Raw genomic sequence first — 19,100 nt, 5'->3', positions numbered from 1 at the left:
TCTTTGAGTGAAATCGGGTGTATTGTGCGCTCCTCCAATTTCCCGAGGGACTGCATTTCATGTCTTTCACGCGGCGCCAGGTGCTCGGCGGTTTGACCGGTCTGGCTGTGGTAGGGGTAGGCGCTGGCGGCGCTCGCTGGTGGCTGGGGCGGCCACAAGTGGCCAAAGCGTATGACTACGAGCTGATCGCGGCACCGCTGGATGTCGAGTTGGTGCCGGGGCATGTCACGCCTGCGCTGGCCTATGGCGGCCAATTTCCAGGCAAGGAAATCCGGGCGCGGCAAGGCGAGTGGCTGCGTGTCCGCTTCACTAATCATCTTGATCAGCCCACCACGATTCACTGGCATGGCATTCGTCTGCCCATCGAGATGGATGGCGTACCGTATATCTCGCAGGCACCAGTGCTACCGGGCGAGAGTTTCGTTTACCAGTTCAAGACACCAGACGCTGGAACCTATTGGTATCACCCGCATGTCGCCAGCAGTGAGCAACTGGGGCGAGGCCTGGAAGGACCGCTTATTGTCGAAGAGCGTGAGCCGACCGGCTTTGCGCACGACATGACGTTGTGCCTGAAGAACTGGCATGTGGATGATCAGGGAGTCTTTACAGCGTTCAGCATTCCTCGAGAGGCGGCTCGCGTAGGCACGCTGGGTCGGCTGACCACAGTAAACGGAAAGCACGTTCCCACTATTGATCTGCCCGCGGGCGCAGTGGTGCGTTTGCGCATTCTGAATGTGGATAACACGGCAACCTACCGATTGAACCTGACGGATGTCGAGGCGCGTATTTACGCGCTGGACGGCCATCCTATCGAGCCTCGGGCGTTTGGCGATGAGTACCTGCTAGGCCCTGGTATGCGCATCGATCTGGCATATAGGGTACCGGCAGCCGGGACAACGGTGTCCCTGCGTAACGGCCCGTTGCGACTGGCTACACTGGGGTCTACCGATCAGGGCGCCCAGCCTGGAGAATGGCCGCGGCCATTGCCGCCCAACCCTGTCAGCGAGCCGGACCTTGAACGGGCGGAAACCGTAAGCTTTCGCTTCGAATGGGTAGCGACCCTGGCCAGCGACCCGGCGTACTGCGGCAAGGCGATGTACTGGCAGATCAACGGCCAGGCCGGTGGCGAGCACAAGGAAGGGGACCCGCATCCAGCGTTGGCGAAGCTCAAGCTTGGGCAGAGTTACATCCTTGAGTTTCGTAACATGGCCCAGTATTTTCATCCTGTGCATCTGCATGGGCTGACCTTCAAGGTCTTGAGCTCGGACCGGCATCCCGTGACGCCGTACTATACCGACACCTACCTGCTCGGCAAGAACGAGACAGCTCGGGTAGCGCTGGTGGCCGATAATCCAGGACAATGGATGCTTCACTGCCATGTGATCGACCACATGGAAACCGGCCTCATGGGGACCATTGAGGTCAGCTGACGTTTGAGCTTGTCATGAATCGTATGCGCCGTTTCCCTCCCATTATCGACCGTAGTCAGGATGAGCTTTTCATGCGAGAGGCGCTGGCCTTGGCGGCTGAAGGGGCATCCCTGGGTGAGGTGCCTGTCGGTGCGGTATTGGTTCATGAGGGACGGATCATTGGACGCGGCTTCAATCAGCCCATTACCGGCCATGATCCCAGCGCCCATGCAGAAATGCAGGCCATTCGTGCAGCGGCCTTGGCGCTGGAAAACTATCGTCTGCCGGACACTACCTTGTATGTAACCCTTGAGCCGTGCAGCATGTGTTCAGGGCTTCTGGTGCACGCCCGGATCCAGCGTCTGGTGTATGGTGCACGTGAACCGCGTGCCGGTGCGGTAGAAAGCCGTGGGCAGTTTTTCAAGCAGGATTTCCTGAACCATCGCGTTATCGTTGAGGGCGGTCTTCTGGCTGAAGAGTGTGGCGCCTTGCTGACCGATTTCTTCCGGGCGCGTCGGAGTAGATCCTAAGGCGCATTGGCCTTTTTCTTTCGCTTCGGCTTGGCCTCCTCGCCAATCAGGCTTAGATCCCATTTGCCCAGGCTTTCCTTCAGGCCTAGCGCCACTGTGAGCCGGTCGGCATCGAACGGCGCGTGGACATTGGCATCATTATCAAAATAGCAATAGATGTCTCGGCTCTCCTGTGTGGGCAACCGATGTGCCTGGTCAATCAGCTGGGCATCGTCCGGCTCTCCACCTTGCGCCCAAGCCTGAATGCGAGACGTCCAATAGTGCAGCGCTTCATCCGAGTAGCGGCTTGAATAGAGCTGCTCGTGACCGTGCAGGCGTATATAAAGAAAGTCTGCCGTGACATCCTCCCGGTACAGCCACTTGCCCGCTGTGTCGGCAATTACCAGCGCCACGTTATAGCGCCGCAGTAGCTCGACAAAAGCGGGGTCGATAAAGCTCTCATGCCGGATCTCGACGGCGTGGCGCAAGGGGCGATTGGCATCGATACTCAGGCTGCAGCGGCCCTCCATGCGCGCCTCACAATGCAGGGCGAGCGCCTGGGCGGTCTGGGTGTCCTGAGGCAGGAGCTTTAGAAATGCCTCAAACCGCTCAGGCTCGAACTTCAAATTAGCTGGAAACTGCCAGAGGATAGGTCCCAGTTTCTCCTTGAGCTCAAAGATGCCGGAGGCCAGAAAATTGGCCATCGCTTTTTCGATATCTTTTAGGCGCAGGATATGCGTGATGTAGCGCGGACCTTTGACGCTGAAAAGAAAGTTTTCACCGGTTTCTGCATACCAGCTGGCGTAGCTCTGAGGGCGCTGAAGCGAATAGAAGGAGCCATTGATCTCGATTGTAGACAGCGCCCGTGAGGCAAAGCGCAGCTCCTTGTTTTGAGTCAGCCCTTCAGGATAGAAAACACCCCGCCAAGGCACGTAGCGCCAGCCGGAAATACCAATACGGATCTGCGCAGCCATAGAAAACTCCTCAACTCGTCTCTTCTTCGGACTGCGCGGAGGGGAGCGGGGTTCGGCTAGGCTTCAGCCAGCGTTCGCATGCGTTCGACTACCGCACGTAGGCCATTGCCACGAGAGGCGGAGAGTTGCCGCTCCAGCCCTAGTTGGCCCAGCCAGTCATGAATATCCAGCACGGCCAGTTCTTCCTGGGTCAGTCCATTGGCTCGGACCAAGAGTACAGCCAGCAGGCCACGTAGAATGCGAGAATCGCTGCCTGCCCGAAAGAAGTGCTGCTCTCCATCCTGCTTGTGAGTGACCCAGACCTGACTTTCACAGCCATAGACCCGATCTTCGTCTCGTCGGGTTTCAACATCGGGCAAGCGTGTCGCCCACTGCAGCAAGAGGCGTGAACGAGCTTCCCACCCGTTGGCGGAAGAGAAGGCATCCAGCGCAGCCTGCGCCTCAGTCGTCAAACCTGTCATCGTAGTAGCTCCAAGGCATTATCCAGCGCCATGAAGAAGCGCTCCAGATCCGTTGAGTCACTATACAGACCGAGAGAAATCCGCAGCGAGCCTGCCTCGCCCAGGCGCTTGAACAGCGGCATGGCGCAATGATTGCCCGCCCGCACGGCAATGCCTTGCTCGCCCAACATATGGGAAAGATCAGCCACATGTATGCCATCAACCACTACGCTGGCCAGGGCAATCTGCGGCTCGCCCAATACACGAACGCCCTCGCGAGCAGCCAGTCCGGCCTGTAGCTTCACGCACAACGCCTGCTCATGACCAAAAATGGATGACTCGTCTTGTGCGCTGAGCCAATCCAATGCTGCCCCCAAGCCAATGGCTGCACCAACAGGCGGTGTCCCGGCCTCCAGCCCCATGGGAGCAGAATGAAACTCAGCGTGTTCATAATCGGCGTTACGCACCATCTCGCCACCAAACTGCCAGGGCGCAAGAGCTGCCAGGGCCTCGGCATGTCCCCAGAGTACCCCTATGGCCTCTGGTGCGTAGAGCTTATGGCCGGAAAATACATAGAAATCCGCGCCCAGGTCCTTGGGACTGTGGCGGCCATGAACCACGCCTTGAGCGCCATCCACAACGAACCAGGCGCCTTGATCGTGGGCCAGACGGGAGAGCTCGGCCAGCGGCTGCCAGGTTCCCAATACGTTCGACAGCTGGCTGATGGCAACCAGACGCGTGCGTGGGCCGATCAGTTCACTGGCTCGATTGAGGTCGATATGGCCCGAGTCTGTAAGCGGCAATACGATCAACTCTACCCCCTGACGCCGAGCCAACTGCTGCCAGGGCAGAAGGTTGGCATGATGCTCTAGGGCACTGACCACAATTTCATCGCCGGGCTTGAAGTGATGCTCAAGCCCGTAGGCTATCAGGTTGAGCCCTTCCGTCGTGCCGCGAGTAAACACGACTTCCCTTGAACTGGAAGCGCCCAGCCAGCGGGCCACCTTGGCGCGTACGGACTCATAGGCCTGGGTTGCGCGCTCGCCAGGGCGGTGCTGAGCGCGATGAACATTGGCGGCGCCGCGGGCATAGTACGCTGTGAGCGCATCCAGTACAGCCTTGGGCTTTTGCGCTGTGGCCGCAGTGTCCAGATAGGTGATGCCGTCTTCTTCAAAGGCAGCAAGGGCCGGAAAGTCGGTGCGCCAGGGGGAGGGCAATGTCATGGCTTCAACTTTTGGAAACGGATGAAAAAAAGCCGCCCGGCCGTGAGCCGGCGGGCGGCCTACTTACAGGTCTGGACCCGGTACCAAGGTACCGGGTTCCATGACTCAGTTATGCGCGTGCAGGGCTTCGTTCAGCTCGATTGCGCTCTTGTTGGTTTTGCACTCGACCGCGCCGGTCTGGGAGTTGCGGCGGAACAGAAGATCATTCTGGCCTGCCAAATCGCGCGCCTTGACCACCTGTATCTGCTGGTTCTGATCATCCAGCACAATCACCTTAGTGCCCGCTGTTACATACAGGCCGGACTCCACGGTGCAGCGATCACCCAGCGGAATGCCGATGCCCGCGTTGGCACCGATCAGGCAGCCCTCGCCAACGCTGATCACGATATTGCCACCGCCAGACAAAGTACCCATGGTGGAGCAGCCGCCGCCCAGATCCGAACCCTTGCCGACGAATACACCCGCCGAGACGCGGCCTTCGACCATATTTGGGCCCGCCGTACCGGCATTGAAGTTTACGAAGCCCTCATGCATGACGGTTGTGCCTTCACCGATATAAGCGCCCAGACGAACACGGGCGGTATCGGCGATGCGCACGCCACTGGGAACGACATAGTCGGTCATCTTCGGGAATTTATCGACGGAGAACACTTCCAGCAATTTGCCGCGCAGACGGGCTTCCAGTTGCTCGGAAGGCAGTTCTGCCAGGTCGATGGCACCCTGATTGGTCCAGGCAACATTCGGCAGCAGAGCAAAGATGCCGCTCAGGTTGACGCCGTGCGGCTTGACCAGGCGATGCGACAGCAAATGCAGCTTCAGGTACGCCTCAGGCGTTGAGGAGGGCGCAGCGTCTTCCGCCAGAATCGTGGCAACTAGCGGCTTGGCGCTTTCAGCCAGACGGGTTAGCAGCGCCATCTGAGTCTGAGCGTTCTCTACACCACGCAAGGCATCGGCCAGAGCGCGCGCCTGAGACGGCGTAAAGGTGATGGTTTGGTTCCCGCCTGCATAATTGAGAACCGGCGTGATGGCCGCAATCAGTTCTGCCGAGGGGTTCAGCAGGGGCTGGGCATAGAAGACTTCGAGCCAGGCGCCGTCGCGATTTTGCGTGCCGACACCAAAGGCCAGGCTGAACACATTCTGAGACATGAAACTTTCCTTCTAAACAAATAAGGTCAGGCCGGACGCCGGCTGAGAAGTAGTCCCACACCGGCACTACCCAGAAGGGCGGCACAACCACGGTTGAACAGACGCTTGGCACGCTCACCAGCCAACAGGCGGCCGAGACGTGCTCCGGCGAAGGCGTAAATTGCGATGGCGAAGCATTCCATGATCAGAAACGCTGCGCCCAATTGAGTAAACTGCTGCCCAAGCGGCTCACCCACCACTACAAACTGCGGAAGAAACGCGGTAAACAGCAAAATAGCTTTGGGGTTGCCTGCAGCGATCAGAAACTCCTGACGCATCAACTTCCAGAGGTCTGCCTTGATGACTTCGTCAGGAGATGGAGCGTCCGTCGAGGTGTTGGCAGTCCATAAGCGGATGGCAGTCCAGATGAGGTACATCGCACCTACAAGCTTGATCGCAGTAAAGAGCCAGGCCGACGTCAACAATACGAGCGCCAGGCCTGAGCCCGCCAGCGCGATCATGCCGGCAAAGGCAATCAGTCGGCCCAAGGTGCCGATACAGGCCGCTGCAAAGCCGAAGCGGGCAGCATTATTGACGGACAGCAAATTGTTCGGCCCAGGCGCCATGTTCAATGCGAAACAGGAAGGTATGAATAGTGCCCAGGCAATCGACATGTCAGCGGTCCAGTTCAGCCGAGTAGAGTTCCGGCTTGAAGCCTAGTACGCGACGCTCTCCCAGGTCCAGTACAGGACGCTTGATCATGGAGGGCTGCGCCAACATGAGCTCGATGGCACGGGTCTCGTCAAGATCTGCCTTTTGTTCGTCAGGCAGTTTTCTGAACGTAGTGCCGGCGCGGTTCAGCACCTTTTCCCAACCAAGCTCACGGCACCAGGTTGAAAGGGTTTCCCGGTCGATGCCGCTGACCTTGTAGTCGTGAAAATGATAGGTCACGCCATGTTCGTCGAGCCATGTGCGCGCCTTTTTCATGGTGTCGCAGGCCTTTATGCCATACAAACTCAATGTGCCGTTCGTGTCGGGCATTCCTGGCCTCCCACCCTTGTAAAGTAATCGCCAAATAGGAATGTCAGAGTATGCCATGTAGAGGTGGGCTGTGCGCCTATCGACGCAATCTATAACAAGGCGACAAGGCATTGCCTAAGCTCTCTACGCACTCTATACGATAGGAATATGAAGAAATGGCGATCGACCTGAACCACAGACCCAGACTGAGCGATATGCGCCGACTCGCACCGCAGGAGGCAGCGCCTGCGGTTGATCTTGAGGCCAGGCAGCAGGGCCCTCGTATCACTGATGCCGAGTCGCTGTCCGGGCGCCCAGGATATGCCGCCGACTTTCTTGGTGAATTCAGCGTACCCTGGCCTACCATGAGCGATGAGCGTGCCGGGGACGTGCTGCCTGTTTCAGGTTCCGCCGAAAATCGGCTCGACTATATGCATTTCTCCATCACCATGTCGGCGTCACGCCGGCTGGCGTTCTACGTTGGCGTCAATATCGATGGTGCTCAGTCCGTTTCGGTCGAGCGGGGCAAGGATCGCTGGTCCTATGACGGACGTATCCCGCTGGAAGCCCAGATTGGCGAAGACCTGTACGCCAATAACCTGCTGGATCGCGGACACCTTGTTCGTCGTGAGGACCCTAACTGGGGGAATGAGGCGGAAGTTGCCAACCGTGACACCTTTCATTTCACCAACTGCTCTCCGCAGATGGCCGGCTTCAATCAGAAGAACTGGCTGGATCTGGAAAACTACCTGCTGGAAAACACCCGGCGCTGGAAGGAACGGGCAACGGTATTTACCGGGCCGGTTTTCCGGGACGATGACCGGCGCTATCGAGGTGTGCTGATCCCGTCTGCTTTTTGGAAGGTAGTCGCCTTTTTATCCGATGACGGAAAACCATCTGCAACCGCCTACATGATCGATCAATCTAGCGAGCTGGGACAGCTGGATGCCGCGTTCGGACGCTTCCGAACCTATCAGCGCAGTGTTCGTCGTATCGAACAGCTGACAGGTATCAATTTTGGCCCACTCTCCCGTTACGACGGTTTTTCCAACGAGGAGGCCATGACAGGGACACGGATCGAGGCTGAGCTTCACACATTGGCCGACATACGGGTTTGATGGCTTAACGCCTTGCAGCTCAAGACGTTGGCCTCTTGAGTTGCAATCGTTTTCTGCCAAGCGGACACAAGGTAAGGAACTCACCCGCCAGGCAGGGGCCAAATTGTACAACCTGTACAATTATTAACTGCCAGATGTGCTGACGTATGCAGACCACTACACGAGCCACGACGAGCCGACAGGCTGTGTTAACGCCGTACGCCCTTGAGCCATCCCGTCATCTTTATTTTTCTCTGCTTGAACAGAAACCCGCGGCTGACGCGCTCGAAAGGGCTCGGCACTATCTTGACGAGCAGCTGAGTGCGACTGGACCTATGCCATCCGATTTGCCGGAGGATCCGCAAGGGCTAGAGCGCTGGATGCTACAAAGTACCGAGCAGGTAGGTCAGGAGTACCGAGCCTATCTTAAGTCGCGAAAGGCAGGCGCCCCTCGTCGTTATTTCACGAGTAAATCCCATGCGCTCTACTTTTTGAGAGGGGTTGCCCCGACCAAACTGGTAGACGGCGCCTGGCTGTACGGTATTTTGCAGCGCTGGAATGACACCCGCTTCACTGCACCTATCCAGATCTATCTGGAAGAGTTGGGCGAGGGTTTGCCAGACAAGAATCATGTCGTCCTGTATAAGAAATTGCTGGCCAGTAACGGTTGTGAAGACTGGGATGGCCTGAGCGATGATCATTATGTTCAGGGTGCGATCCAGCTGGCGCTGGCCTATAACGCCGAGCATTTCCTGCCCGAGATCATTGGATTCAACCTCGGCTATGAACAGTTGCCGCTTCATCTGCTCATTACCTCTTACGAGTTGAATGAGCTTGGGATCGATCCTTATTACTTTACGTTGCACGTGACGGTCGATAACGCCGGTACCGGTCATGCAAAGAAGGCCCTGCAGGCCGTTCTTGACGCCATGCCGGTAGAAGGTCGCGAAGCATTCTATCGACGTGTAGCTCAGGGCTATCTGCTCAACAACCTGGGCGCAGGCACAACGTCTGTCATTGGCTCGTTCGATCTTGAACAGGAAGTTATTTCGCTACTGGCAGAGAAAAGCACCGTCGGCAAATACGTGCATTCTGATTACTGCCGAATCGGTGGGCGCAATGTAAGTGAGTGGCTGGCCGATCCAGCTCAGATACCGGCCTTTCTTGAAGCCATGGAGGCTCAAGGCTGGATCAAGCGCCATGAAGACCCACAAAACAGCCGTTTCTGGAAGCTCATACAAGGTGAGCGTGCCGAAATGTTTGGTGTGTTTACTGCCTATGAGCAGCAGCTTATCCATGACTGGATTGCGGGTGATCTGGTGCACACCGGTGCCAAGGTAATAGCCAAGGACCAGGCAGGGCAGGACCGAGTTGCTATCTTGCCTAAGCGGGAGCTGAGCTTTCGCGCCAAGCAGCGCCAGCAGGAAGCGCTTTGTCAAAGCGCAGGCGATAATGCGGCCTCAAATGCCTCTATTGCAGAGGTAAATGACTTTGACAGCGAAGCCGCGGCCCTGGAGCAACGCCTGGCGTGCCAGCCGACTCGCGAAGCGGGTATGGCGCTTCTGATCGAGATGATGTCGCCAGCCAATCACCATACCGCCTCTGGATTGTTGGCCACACGCCTCTTCAACAAGCTTTTCAACTGACCATCCAAGGACAGGGCCCAATAAGGGCCCTGTCCTGCTTCTAAAGGATCAAACTGCGTGACGGATACACAGATGCGCGAACAGCCTGCAATCTCCAAACACTCGGTCCAACCTTTTCGCCTCCTGATCGAAGCATTACGCGACGCTCATTACCAATTCATTACAATAACGCCGGCCTCACATGCCCGCGTCAATGGTCGCCCCGGCAACGAGTGGGCAAAGGACTTGCAAGGTATTTTTGGCTGGAGTCGGCCTTTCAGGCAGGGGCTCATTTCACCCGAGCTTTTCGAAGCCATGCAGGCCGCCGACATCCTGGAATCCTACCAGGATGGTTGGCGCAGCAAGGTTCGCGTGTCGACTTTGGGCGATCAGCTGTTCGTCCACTCCGCTTATCCTACGGACGAGGCGGATGCAGTGTTCTTTGGTCCAGATACCTATCGCTACGCCAACGCTATCGAAGCCCAGCTGCGCTTCGGAACTGGGCAGATCCGGCGGGCAGTCGATATCGGCAGTGGTGCAGGTCCGGGTGCGATACTTGTCGCGCTGGCGAGGCCAGGCGCCGAGGTCTTGGCTGTTGATATCAACGATCGCGCGCTCCGCTTTACTGAAATCAATGCGGACATGGCTGAAGCGACCAATGTGGTGGCTCGGCATAGCAACCTGCTGAATGATGTTGAAGGCGAGTTCGATCTTATTATTTCCAATCCGCCTTACCTGGTCGATCCTACCGAACGCGCCTATCGCCACGGGGGCGGGCCGCTGGGAGCCGGACTCTCTCTTTCCATTCTGGACGCCGCGCTGGAGCGCTTGGCACCAGCGGGAACCTTGCTGCTGTATACCGGCGTGGCCATGGTGGGAGGCCAGGATCCGTTCCTAGAGGCTGTCCAGGAGCGGTTAGCCAAAACAGATTTGGTCTGGCGTTATCGTGAGATGGACCCGGATGTCTTCGGTGAAGAACTGGAATCCGGTGTTTATGCACAGGCCGACCGCATCGCGGCTGTAACCCTGACCGTTACCCGCCCAGCCTGAAACTGTTTTTCAACGTGACGCCCTCTTAGTTGAGGGCGTCCAGTTGGCGCCAGCACGACGTACTGGCGAGCCTTGGGTGAGGTGTATGACCTCATGACACGTCATGCCTACCGTTTGGGCACGGCATTGCCGAACGTGTCTTTGCAGGGCTTGTCGATAGGGATCGTGTCGTACAGATCGGGCGGATCGGCTCGGTAGCCAGCGGAGAGAAGCGGTGACACTCGTTTATACCATCTTGATCATGCTGCTTGTGGTGGGCGCGACCCGCTTGAGTGCTCAGTTTCTTCCCGTGCCGCTTCCACTGATCCAGGTCGTTGTCGGGGCGTTACTGGCGTTGCCATCCCTGGGCTTGCATGTCGCGCTTGATCCTGAACTGTTCATGCTCTTATTCATTCCGCCACTTCTGTTCTCCGATGGGTGGCGCATGCCGAAGCGCGAACTCTGGCGGCTTCGGGCGCCTATCCTGACGCTGGCGTTTGGTCTGGTATTCATCACCGTTTTGGCCGCTGGCGCCTTTATTCACTGGCTGGTGCCTGGCTTGTCCTGGCCGGTAGCCTTTGCACTGGCCGCGGTTCTGTCGCCGACCGATGCCGTTGCGGTGTCCGGAATTGCACGTGGGAAACTGCCCAAGCGGCTGATGCATATCCTGCAGGGTGAAGCACTTTTCAATGATGCGTCCGGTCTTGTCACCTTTCGCTTTGCCGTAGCGGCTGCCATGACGGGCGTGTTTTCGCTGGCAGATGCGAGTCTGACGTTTCTCATGGTTGCCATTGGCGGTCTCTTTACAGGGGCGGCGCTCAGCTGGCTGACAGGGCAGGCCCGTAACTGGCTGGTCGAGCATGGGTGGACGGATCCTGCACCCTATGTCGTCTTCTTGCTTCTATTGCCATTTGCCGCTTATGTCATTGCCGAACACCTGGGCTTCTCAGGCATTCTTTCTGCGGTTGCCGCCGGGCTTGTGCAAAGCCGTATCGACATGCTGCCCAGGCAGTCGCGTACTCGATTGCTCAACCACAGTATCTGGTCGATGCTGGAGTTCACCTTCAATGGACTGGTGTTCCTGCTCTTGGGCCTGCAGCTGCCCGACATCATTGCGGCCGTGCTCAAGCCTTCCGAGCATGTCTACAAGACGCTAGGGTGGCTGATGGGGGAGGTGACTCTGATCTTCCTGGCGCTGATCCTGCTGCGTTACCTAGTCATGAACTTGTATTGGCGCATCTCCCGACATCATGAGGCTATGCCGGGCAATGATTTCCAACGTACCGCAATTATTGCGTCAATTGCAGGTGTACGCGGGGCCGTGACGCTGGCAGGTGTACTGTCTCTACCCATTGTTCTCGCGAATGGACAGCCATTCCCCCAGCGCGATGTCCTGATCTTTATTGCTGCGGGCGTAATCCTGCTGTCCCTGCTGGCGGCCAGCATTGGATTGCCCCTGCTGCTGCGTGGACTAAGTGTGGGTACCAATGAGGCTGCCGACCGTGAGCGCCGAGAGATTCGGCGTAATACGGCAGAAGCAGCTCTTCGCGCCCTTGAAGCGGAAAGTATTGATGACGAAGATCCTGCGCGTGCGGGATTGAAGGCGGAAATCAAGACGCAGCTCATGGCCGAGTTTCGCGAACAGCTTGATATCTACCAGGACACGGAGGAGGTTCAGGCGCGTGCCCGAACCAGTCTGTTTATTGAAACGCAGCTGCGGTTGCTGGCTATCCGGGCTCAGCGTAGGGAGCTCTATCGTATGCGCTTGTCTGGCGTAATCGACGATGAAATCGTCGCTGAAGTCCTGAGTGATCTGGACTTCAGCGAGGCGACACTGATGCGCAGCCTGCCAGCTTCAGCGGCAGGCTGAGCAAGCGTCAGCGGCTGCAGAATGCGCGGATACGCTCGGCTGCTTCGATACACTCGCTCAGAGGTGCTACCAAGGCCATGCGAACCCGATTGGCACCAGGATTCACGCCGTCCACCGTCCGGGAAAGGTAGGAGCCTGGCACAACGGTAACATGTTCCTTTGCGTATAGCTCACGGGCGAAGGACTCGTCATCTAACGGTGTCTTAGCCCAGAGGTAAAAACCGCCGTCCGGACGCTCGACATCCAATACATCTTTTAGTATTGCCAGCACAGCGTCGAATTTTTCCCGGTAAAGCACGCGGTTCTCGCGTACGTGGATCTCATCGCTCCATGCGGCAATGCTGGCGCGCTGTACCTGGATCGGCATGGCGCAGCCGTGGTAGGTCCGATACAGCAGGAAGCGTTTGAGAATCTCAGCGTCCCCTGCAACGAAGCCTGAGCGCAAACCAGGTAAATTCGAGCGCTTGGACAGGCTGTGAAAGACCACGCAACGGCTGAAGTCCTTACGACCTAACTCCGCGCAGGCTGTCAAAAGGCCTGCAGGTGGGTTGTTTTCATCGAAATACAATTCGCTATAGCACTCATCCGCTGCAATTACGAAGTCATGGTGGTCGGCCAGCTCGATCAAACGCTTCAAGGTCTCGACAGGCAACAATGCTCCGGTTGGATTGCCGGGAGAGCACAGGAACAGCAACTGGCAGCGATCCCATATTTCGGCTGGAACAGCATCGAAGTCAGGATTAAAACCTTTCTCGGGCAGGCAGGGCAGGTAGTGCGGCTGCGCACCAGCCAGCAGCGTGGCGCCTTCATAGATCTGATAGAAAGGGTTGGGGCTTACTACCAGCGCGCCTTCCTGGCGATTCACCACCGCCTGTGTAAAAGAGAAAAGCGCTTCGCGCGTGCCGGTTACCGGTAGGGCATGCTGAGCTGCGTCCATCCAGCCGGTCGGTACACGAAAACGCTGCTCGCACCACGTTACAATCGCTTCGCGCAAAGCAGGCAGTCCGGCTGTTGTTGGATAGACCGCCAGTTGATCAAGGTGCTCGGTCAGCGCTTTTGCGACAAACGCTGGGGAGGGGTGTTTAGGTTCGCCGATTGATAACGCGATGGCCTTTTTATCTGCCGGTGGCTGGACACCTGCCAGCAGCGCGCGCAGTTTTTCGAAAGGGTAGGGCTGGAGCAGGTTCAAGGCATCGTTCATATACAGGTCTCGCGAGTGCAGCCTGGCCTTAGGCTGAGTTGTCCATTAGATACTGATGCGTAGCAACGGCGTTTCTGAGCCATTGGCCCCGCTTAGGTTTTTGATCAGCGCTTGTTGAAGTTGCTCGCACAGCTTCGGATCCGACAGGGGCTGCCCTTGAGCATCCGTAACATAAAAGACGTCTTCAACACGCTCGCCCAACGTGGCAATTTTGGCATTCTGAACCGACAGGTCGAAATCCAGGAATATACCGCCCACGCGAGCCAGCAGGCCCGGGCGATCAGGGGCGGTCAGCTCAATCAGGCTCACGGCGCGCTGAGCATCCGTATAGATATTCACGTGTGGCGCGAACGCAAAATGCTTGAGCTGACGAGGGACACGTCGGTTGATGATGTTGGGGTACTCTTCAGGTGTCTTCAGGGCCTGGATCAAGCCGCTTCTGATCTGCTGGATACGGGCCGGATTATTGCCGATAGAGCCTCCGTCCGCGTCGAGTACAACATAGGTATCCAGGGTAAACTGGCTGGTGGACGTAATAATACGCGCGTCCTGGATGCTCAGGTTCAGCTGGTCCATTGCCGCCACGGTCACAGCAAAGAAGTCGTGCTGGTCCTGCGCATAAATGAAGATCTGGGTGCCGCCTTCAAACTCGCGTTGGGTAGTTTCCTTGATCAGGATCAGCGGATTACCGTCATTGGGATGACTCAAAATAGCTTCGGTGTGCCACGCTACATCGCTGGCAGTGTGACGCAGAAAATAGTCGTCACCGAGCTGCCCCCATAGGTGTTCGGCATCATCCTGATCGATGCCATTACGCACCAGAATATCGATGGCTGAACTCTGTGTCTGGCGAATTTGCTCTTCACGTTCTACCGGATTCTCAAGTCCGCGGCGCAAGGCACGCTTGGTCTCGGTATACAGCTGTCGCAGCAGACTGGCGCGCCAGGAGTTCCAGAGGTTGGGGTTGGTCGCGTTGATATCTGCCACAGTGAGCGCATAGAGATAATCCAGATGGACCTGGTCGCCTACCGTCTGTGCAAAGTCATGAATCACCAGGGGGTCAGACAAATCCTTGCGCTGCGCTGTTGTCGACATCGCCAAGTGATTGCGTACCAGCCAACAGATTAGGTTGCTGTCCCATTCGGGTAGCTGATGGCGGCGGCAGAACGCTTCGGCATCTACGGCGCCCAGCTCCGAATGATCACCGCCTCGGCCCTTGCCAATGTCATGGTAAAGACCGGCAATATAGATCAACTCCGGTTTAGGCAGCTTGTTCATCACCCGCGTGGCCAGGGGATACTTTTCCGTCATCTCTGGTCGGTTCAGTTTGCGCAGATGCTTGATCAGATTGAGTGTATGCGCATCGACCGTATAGATATGGAACAGGTCATGCTGCATCTGACCGATGATTTGGCCGAACTCCGGCAAGTACAGGCCAAGAATACCGTAGCGGTTCATACGGCGAAGGTTGCGATGAATGCCTTCGCGGCTCTTGAACAACTCGATAAATAAGCTGGTGTTGCGGATGTCATGTCGGAATTCGTCATTGATCAGATGACGGTGGTCGCGAAGCAGCCGGATCGTACCCGCAGAAACACCCTTGATTTCCGGGTGCTGAGCCATCAGCACGAAAATTTCCAGCAGTGCAAAGGGGGTGCGCTTGAATACCTCCGGATGCGTAACCTCAATATAGCCGTCCCGTAACTGGAAGCGGCTGTTAAGAGGCTGCGTTGGCTCGCTTTCGTCATCCCGCAGGATGGCTTCCTCAAAGTGCTGCATGACAACATCGTTGAGCTGGGCAATGTCCATGACCACGCGATAATACTTCTGCATGAAGCGCTCAACGGCCAGCTTCGCATCGCTGTCTTCATAACCCAGGAGGCCGGCGATGCGGCGCTGATGATCAAACAGGAGGCGATCCTCAGGTCGGCCTGCCAGCATATGCAGGGCATAACGCACCTTCCACAGGAACTCCTGACTGGAAGCCAGCAGCGAACATTCGCTTTCAGTCAGAAAACCCTGACCAACCAGCGCATGCAGGTTCAGCGTCCCGAAATGGCGGCGTGCAACCCACAAGAGTGCCTGGATATCACGTAATCCACCCGGTGAGCCTTTGACGTTGGGCTCAAGGTTGTATTCCGTGTCGTTGTACTTGGCATGCCGGGCTTTCTGCTCATCCCGCTTTGCCAGAAAGAAATCACGGCTGGGCCACATTCGCTTGGGGCTGGTTACATCCAGCATCCTCAGACGAAGGGCTTCCGGGCCGGCAATGGTACGGCACTCCATCAGATTGGTGATGACGGTCAGGTCGGCCCTGGCCTCATCCGCGCACTCCTGAACCGAGCGCACACTCTGTCCGACAGCAAGGCCGATATCCCATAGCAACGTCAGGAAGCCTTCAATGGCTTCCCGATGCGCTTCCTGATCTTCTGCGCCCAATAAAATGAGCAAATCGATGTCCGATTGCGGATGCAGCTCGCCGCGGCCATACCCCCCTACGGCGAGCAAGGCAATTTGTGCATTACCCCAGTTCAGTCGTTGCCAGGCTTCGCACAGTATCTGGTCAACGAACCAGGCTCGATCTTCAACCAGGCGACGCGTACTGCGCCCGGCTGAAAATCGCTCGTCCAATACCTCATTTGCCTTGCGGATCGCCTTTTTGAATGCGGCGATGGGGCTGGTCTTTAATGCGAGTTCAGCCTGGAACTGTCCGCGGTCGAACAGTTCGGGATCTACCTGGGGCATACCCGTATTACCTCATGCGGGGGTGCGGGAAATGGTTTCGTCTTTGCGCAGTGTCAGAATTTCATAACCATCGGCGGTAACCAGTACGGTGTGTTCCCACTGAGCAGACAGCTTGCGGTCCTTGGTGATGGCCGTCCAACCGTCACCAAGCAGCTTGGTTTCAGCGCGGCCCTGGTTGATCATCGGCTCAATGGTGAAGATCATGCCTTCCTTGAGTTCAAGGCCTGTTCCAGCACGCCCATAATGAACAACCTGCGGCTCCTCATGAAAGCCCTTGCCGATACCATGACCACAATACTCGCGCACCACGGAAAAACCCTGTTTTTCAGCGTGCTTCTGAATGATTTCGCCAATATCACCCAGCCGGGCGCCGGGGCGAACAACCGAAATACCTTTATATAGGCACTCCTGAGTTACCTCACAGAGTCGCTTTGCCCACTCGGCCACTTCGCCGACGCAATACATCTTGCTGGTATCGCCGTGGTAGCCGTCTTTGATAACCGTGATATCCACGTTAAGGATGTCGCCTTTCTTGAGTGGCTTGTCATTGGGGATGCCATGACAGACGACATGATTAAGCGAAGTACAAATAGACTTGGGGTAGCCCTTGTAATTGAGTGGCGCCGGAATAGCCTGTTGCACATTGACGATATAGTCGTGGCAAAGCTTATTCAGCTCCTCGGTCGTAACGCCCGGCTTAACATGCTCATCCAGCATTTCCAGTACATCAGCCGCCAGTTGGCCGGCGATACGCATTTTCTCGATGTCTTCAGGGGTCTTGATAATAACGGTCATTAGAATCTCTAAGCGCTGCGCAGGCAGCCTGCATATGAACTAAAATAAGAGGGTTGGACAGGATTCTAACAAACCTGTCCTTCGTCACCATCCCAATCGCAGTAGTCTGCCATGGTTTAATTCAGCTGACTTCTGTGGTATAAAGCGCGGCGCTTTTCGGGCAATAGCCCTAAAACGCCCTAAACCCCACACACGTATCGGCACGATGGCCTGGGTGCTCTGCAAGGAGTTGGCCATTGGGATGCGTGGAGGCCCAACCCGACTTATTGAGGAAATATCAATGTCCCAAGTCAATATGCGCGACATGCTGAAGGCCGGTGTGCACTTCGGCCACCAGACCCGTTACTGGAACCCGAAAATGGGTAAGTATATTTTCGGCGCGCGTAACAAGATTCACATCATCAACCTCGAAAAGACTTTGCCGATGTTCAACGAAGCGCTGAGCTTTGTTGAGCGCCTGGCTTCTGGCAAGAACAAAATCCTGTTCGTTGGTACCAAGCGTTCCGCTGGCAAGATCGTTCGCGAAGAAGCTGCTCGTTGTGGCATGCCTTTCGTGGATCACCGCTGGTTGGGCGGTATGCTGACGAACTATAAGACTATTCGTCAGTCCATCAAGCGTCTGCGTGAGCTTGAAGTTCAGGCTGAAGACGGCACCTTCGGCAAGCTGACCAAGAAAGAAGCGCTGATGCGCACTCGCGATCTCGAGAAGCTCGAGCGCAGCTTGGGTGGTATCAAGGAGATGGGCGGTCTGCCGGACGCTCTGTTCGTTATCGACGTTGATCATGAGCGCATCGCGATCACCGAAGCGAACAAGCTTGGTATCCCGGTTATCGGTGTTGTTGATACCAACAGCAGCCCTGAAGGCGTTGATTACATCATCCCGGGTAACGATGACGCCTTCCGCGCTGTCCAGCTGTACCTGAGCGCCACGGCTGATGCCGTACTGCGTGGTAAGCAGAACGCAGGTGCAACACCTGAAGAGTTCGTTCAAGAAGCAGCGAGTGAAGCTGCTGAAGGCTGATTGACCCTGTCGTAAAGACTTGGACATTCAGTGAGCAGGAAGGGGGCTAGGCCCCCTTTTTGCCACTCAGAGAATTACTGCCCTAGGGCATTGGTTTAGACACTGATTCAAGAGGATTCGAGCATGGCAGAGATTACTGCGGCCCTGGTCAAAGAACTGCGTGAGCGTACCGGCCTTGGCATGATGGATTGCAAGAAGGCGTTGACTGCTGCCGGCGGCGACATCGAGAAAGCCATCGATGATATGCGTGCAGCTGGCGCCATCAAGGCGGCCAAGAAGGCTGGTAACATCGCTGCTGAAGGTGCGATTGCTGTCAAGGTTTCCGACGACAACAAGGCTGCTCTGATCATCGAAGTCAACTCCCAGACTGACTTCCTGGCTCTGCAGGATGACTTCAAGGCTTTCGTTGCAGATAGCTTGAATAAGGCGTTCGATCAGAAGCTGACTGATGCTGCTCCGCTGGTAGAGTCCCAGGAAGAGGCGCGTCTGGCGCTGGTTTCCAAGACAGGCGAAAACGTCACTATTCGTCGCCTGACTCGTGTAGAAGGTGATGTGATAGGTGCCTACCTGCACGGCCACCGCATCGGTGTTGTTGTTGCTCTGAACGGTGGTACGCCTGAGCTGGCTCGTGATATCGCGATGCACATTGCTGCAAGCAACCCCCAGTTCCTGAATCCTTCCCAGGTTTCTGAAGAAGCGATTGCCAAGGAAAAAGAAATCTTCCTGGCACTGAACGCAGACAAGATTGCTGGTAAGCCGGAAAATATTGTTGAAAACATGGTCAAAGGCCGTATCAACAAGTTCTTGGCTGAGGCAAGCCTGGTTGAGCAGCCTTTTGTAAAGGATCCGGAAGTCAAGGTTGGCGATCTGGCTAAGAAGGCTGGCGCTGAAATCGTTTCCTTCGTCCGTTACGAAGTAGGTGAAGGTATCGAGAAAGCCGAAGTGGACTTCGCAGCTGAGGTGGCCGCTCAGGTCGCAGCCAGCAAGCAGTAAGACGCTATCGATGCTGAAAAAGAG

Annotated in this window: 17 protein-coding genes; 8 read left to right on the top strand and 9 right to left on the bottom strand. The window is 56.6% G+C overall.

Annotated features, from left to right (window positions below; all coding sequences use genetic code 11):
* The first annotated feature begins 59 nt into the window (after nucleotides 1–59).
* Nucleotides 60–1,430, top strand: a complete 1,371-nt coding sequence (locus JQR86_RS14285) for a multicopper oxidase family protein (protein WP_434153775.1) — start codon at nucleotides 60–62, stop codon at nucleotides 1,428–1,430.
* 14 nt (nucleotides 1,431–1,444) lie between these two features.
* Nucleotides 1,445–1,939: a tRNA adenosine(34) deaminase TadA gene (gene tadA, locus JQR86_RS14280; protein WP_409440451.1), complete on the top strand. Its 495-nt coding sequence runs from the start codon at nucleotides 1,445–1,447 to the stop codon at nucleotides 1,937–1,939.
* On the opposite strand, the gene JQR86_RS14275 is transcribed toward tadA, so the two are convergent.
* The 6 genes from JQR86_RS14275 to JQR86_RS14250 form a co-directional block, all read right to left on the bottom strand.
* Entirely contained in the window at nucleotides 1,936–2,892 is a 957-nt protein-coding gene (locus tag JQR86_RS14275) for a DUF72 domain-containing protein (RefSeq protein WP_010797364.1), read from the bottom strand. The two genes, tadA and JQR86_RS14275, sit on opposite strands and share 4 nt — an antisense overlap.
* A 56-nt stretch (nucleotides 2,893–2,948) precedes the next feature.
* Nucleotides 2,949–3,353 (bottom strand): SufE family protein, encoded by a 405-nt coding sequence (locus tag JQR86_RS14270; RefSeq protein ID WP_074828047.1) that lies wholly within the window; start codon nucleotides 3,351–3,353, stop codon nucleotides 2,949–2,951.
* Nucleotides 3,350–4,555 (bottom strand): aminotransferase class V-fold PLP-dependent enzyme, encoded by a 1,206-nt coding sequence (locus JQR86_RS14265; RefSeq protein ID WP_312270217.1) that lies wholly within the window; start codon nucleotides 4,553–4,555, stop codon nucleotides 3,350–3,352. Before JQR86_RS14265 ends, JQR86_RS14270 begins: the two co-directional genes overlap by 4 nt.
* Before the next feature lie 105 nt (nucleotides 4,556–4,660).
* Nucleotides 4,661–5,701, bottom strand: coding sequence for a 2,3,4,5-tetrahydropyridine-2,6-dicarboxylate N-succinyltransferase (gene dapD, locus JQR86_RS14260; protein WP_434153774.1), 1,041 nt, complete (start codon nucleotides 5,699–5,701; stop codon nucleotides 4,661–4,663).
* 26 nt (nucleotides 5,702–5,727) lie between these two features.
* Nucleotides 5,728–6,354, bottom strand: a complete 627-nt coding sequence (locus JQR86_RS14255; protein WP_074828052.1) for a LysE family translocator — start codon at nucleotides 6,352–6,354, stop codon at nucleotides 5,728–5,730.
* 1 nt (nucleotide 6,355) lies between these two features.
* Nucleotides 6,356–6,721: an ArsC family reductase gene (locus JQR86_RS14250; protein ID WP_150347889.1), complete on the bottom strand. Its 366-nt coding sequence runs from the start codon at nucleotides 6,719–6,721 to the stop codon at nucleotides 6,356–6,358.
* Between the two features lie 155 nt (nucleotides 6,722–6,876).
* Here JQR86_RS14250 and JQR86_RS14245 point away from each other — a divergent pair, with 155 nt between their 5' ends.
* The 4 genes from JQR86_RS14245 to JQR86_RS14230 all read left to right on the top strand — a co-directional run bounded on the left by JQR86_RS14245 (nucleotide 6,877) and on the right by JQR86_RS14230 (nucleotide 12,321).
* Nucleotides 6,877–7,818 carry a DNA/RNA non-specific endonuclease gene (locus tag JQR86_RS14245; protein WP_150347888.1) on the top strand — a complete coding sequence of 314 codons (942 nt, stop codon included), beginning with the start codon at nucleotides 6,877–6,879 and terminating at the stop codon, nucleotides 7,816–7,818.
* 146 nt (nucleotides 7,819–7,964) lie between these two features.
* Nucleotides 7,965–9,443 (top strand): iron-containing redox enzyme family protein, encoded by a 1,479-nt coding sequence (locus JQR86_RS14240; RefSeq protein ID WP_434153773.1) that lies wholly within the window; start codon nucleotides 7,965–7,967, stop codon nucleotides 9,441–9,443.
* Between the two features lie 72 nt (nucleotides 9,444–9,515).
* A complete protein-coding gene (locus JQR86_RS14235; protein ID WP_434154922.1) occupies nucleotides 9,516–10,472 on the top strand; it encodes a methyltransferase in 957 nt (318 codons plus the stop codon).
* 214 nt (nucleotides 10,473–10,686) lie between these two features.
* Nucleotides 10,687–12,321, top strand: coding sequence for a Na+/H+ antiporter (locus JQR86_RS14230; protein WP_150347886.1), 1,635 nt, complete (start codon nucleotides 10,687–10,689; stop codon nucleotides 12,319–12,321).
* Nucleotides 12,322–12,328: 7 nt separating this feature from the next.
* Here the strand turns inward: JQR86_RS14230 and dapC are convergent, their stop codons facing one another.
* The 3 genes from dapC to map are packed head-to-tail and all read right to left on the bottom strand — an operon-like array spanning nucleotide 12,329 to nucleotide 17,062.
* A complete protein-coding gene (dapC, locus tag JQR86_RS14225) occupies nucleotides 12,329–13,522 on the bottom strand; it encodes a succinyldiaminopimelate transaminase (RefSeq protein WP_407362976.1) in 1,194 nt (397 codons plus the stop codon).
* Nucleotides 13,523–13,567: 45 nt separating this feature from the next.
* On the bottom strand, nucleotides 13,568–16,267 hold the full coding sequence (locus tag JQR86_RS14220) for a [protein-PII] uridylyltransferase (RefSeq protein ID WP_010797375.1): 2,700 nt from the start codon (nucleotides 16,265–16,267) through the stop codon (nucleotides 13,568–13,570).
* Nucleotides 16,268–16,279: 12 nt separating this feature from the next.
* On the bottom strand, nucleotides 16,280–17,062 hold the full coding sequence (gene map, locus JQR86_RS14215) for a type I methionyl aminopeptidase (RefSeq protein ID WP_010797376.1): 783 nt from the start codon (nucleotides 17,060–17,062) through the stop codon (nucleotides 16,280–16,282).
* 280 nt (nucleotides 17,063–17,342) lie between these two features.
* On the opposite strand from map, the gene rpsB reads away from it, so the two are divergent.
* Complete coding sequence (gene rpsB / locus JQR86_RS14210) at nucleotides 17,343–18,083, top strand: 30S ribosomal protein S2 (RefSeq protein WP_010797377.1); 741 nt, start codon at nucleotides 17,343–17,345, stop codon at nucleotides 18,081–18,083.
* A gap of 123 nt (nucleotides 18,084–18,206) precedes the next feature.
* Nucleotides 18,207–19,076 carry a translation elongation factor Ts gene (gene tsf / locus JQR86_RS14205; RefSeq protein WP_010797378.1) on the top strand — a complete coding sequence of 290 codons (870 nt, stop codon included), beginning with the start codon at nucleotides 18,207–18,209 and terminating at the stop codon, nucleotides 19,074–19,076.
* The last annotated feature ends 24 nt before the right edge of the window (nucleotides 19,077–19,100 follow it).

The sequence above is a fragment of the Pseudomonas sp. JZ134 genome (genome assembly GCF_051027695.1).
Classification (GTDB): domain Bacteria; phylum Pseudomonadota; class Gammaproteobacteria; order Pseudomonadales; family Pseudomonadaceae; genus Chryseomonas; species Chryseomonas luteola.
Note: the sequence above shows the minus strand (reverse complement) of the source record. Positions and strands in the feature narration are given on the sequence as shown.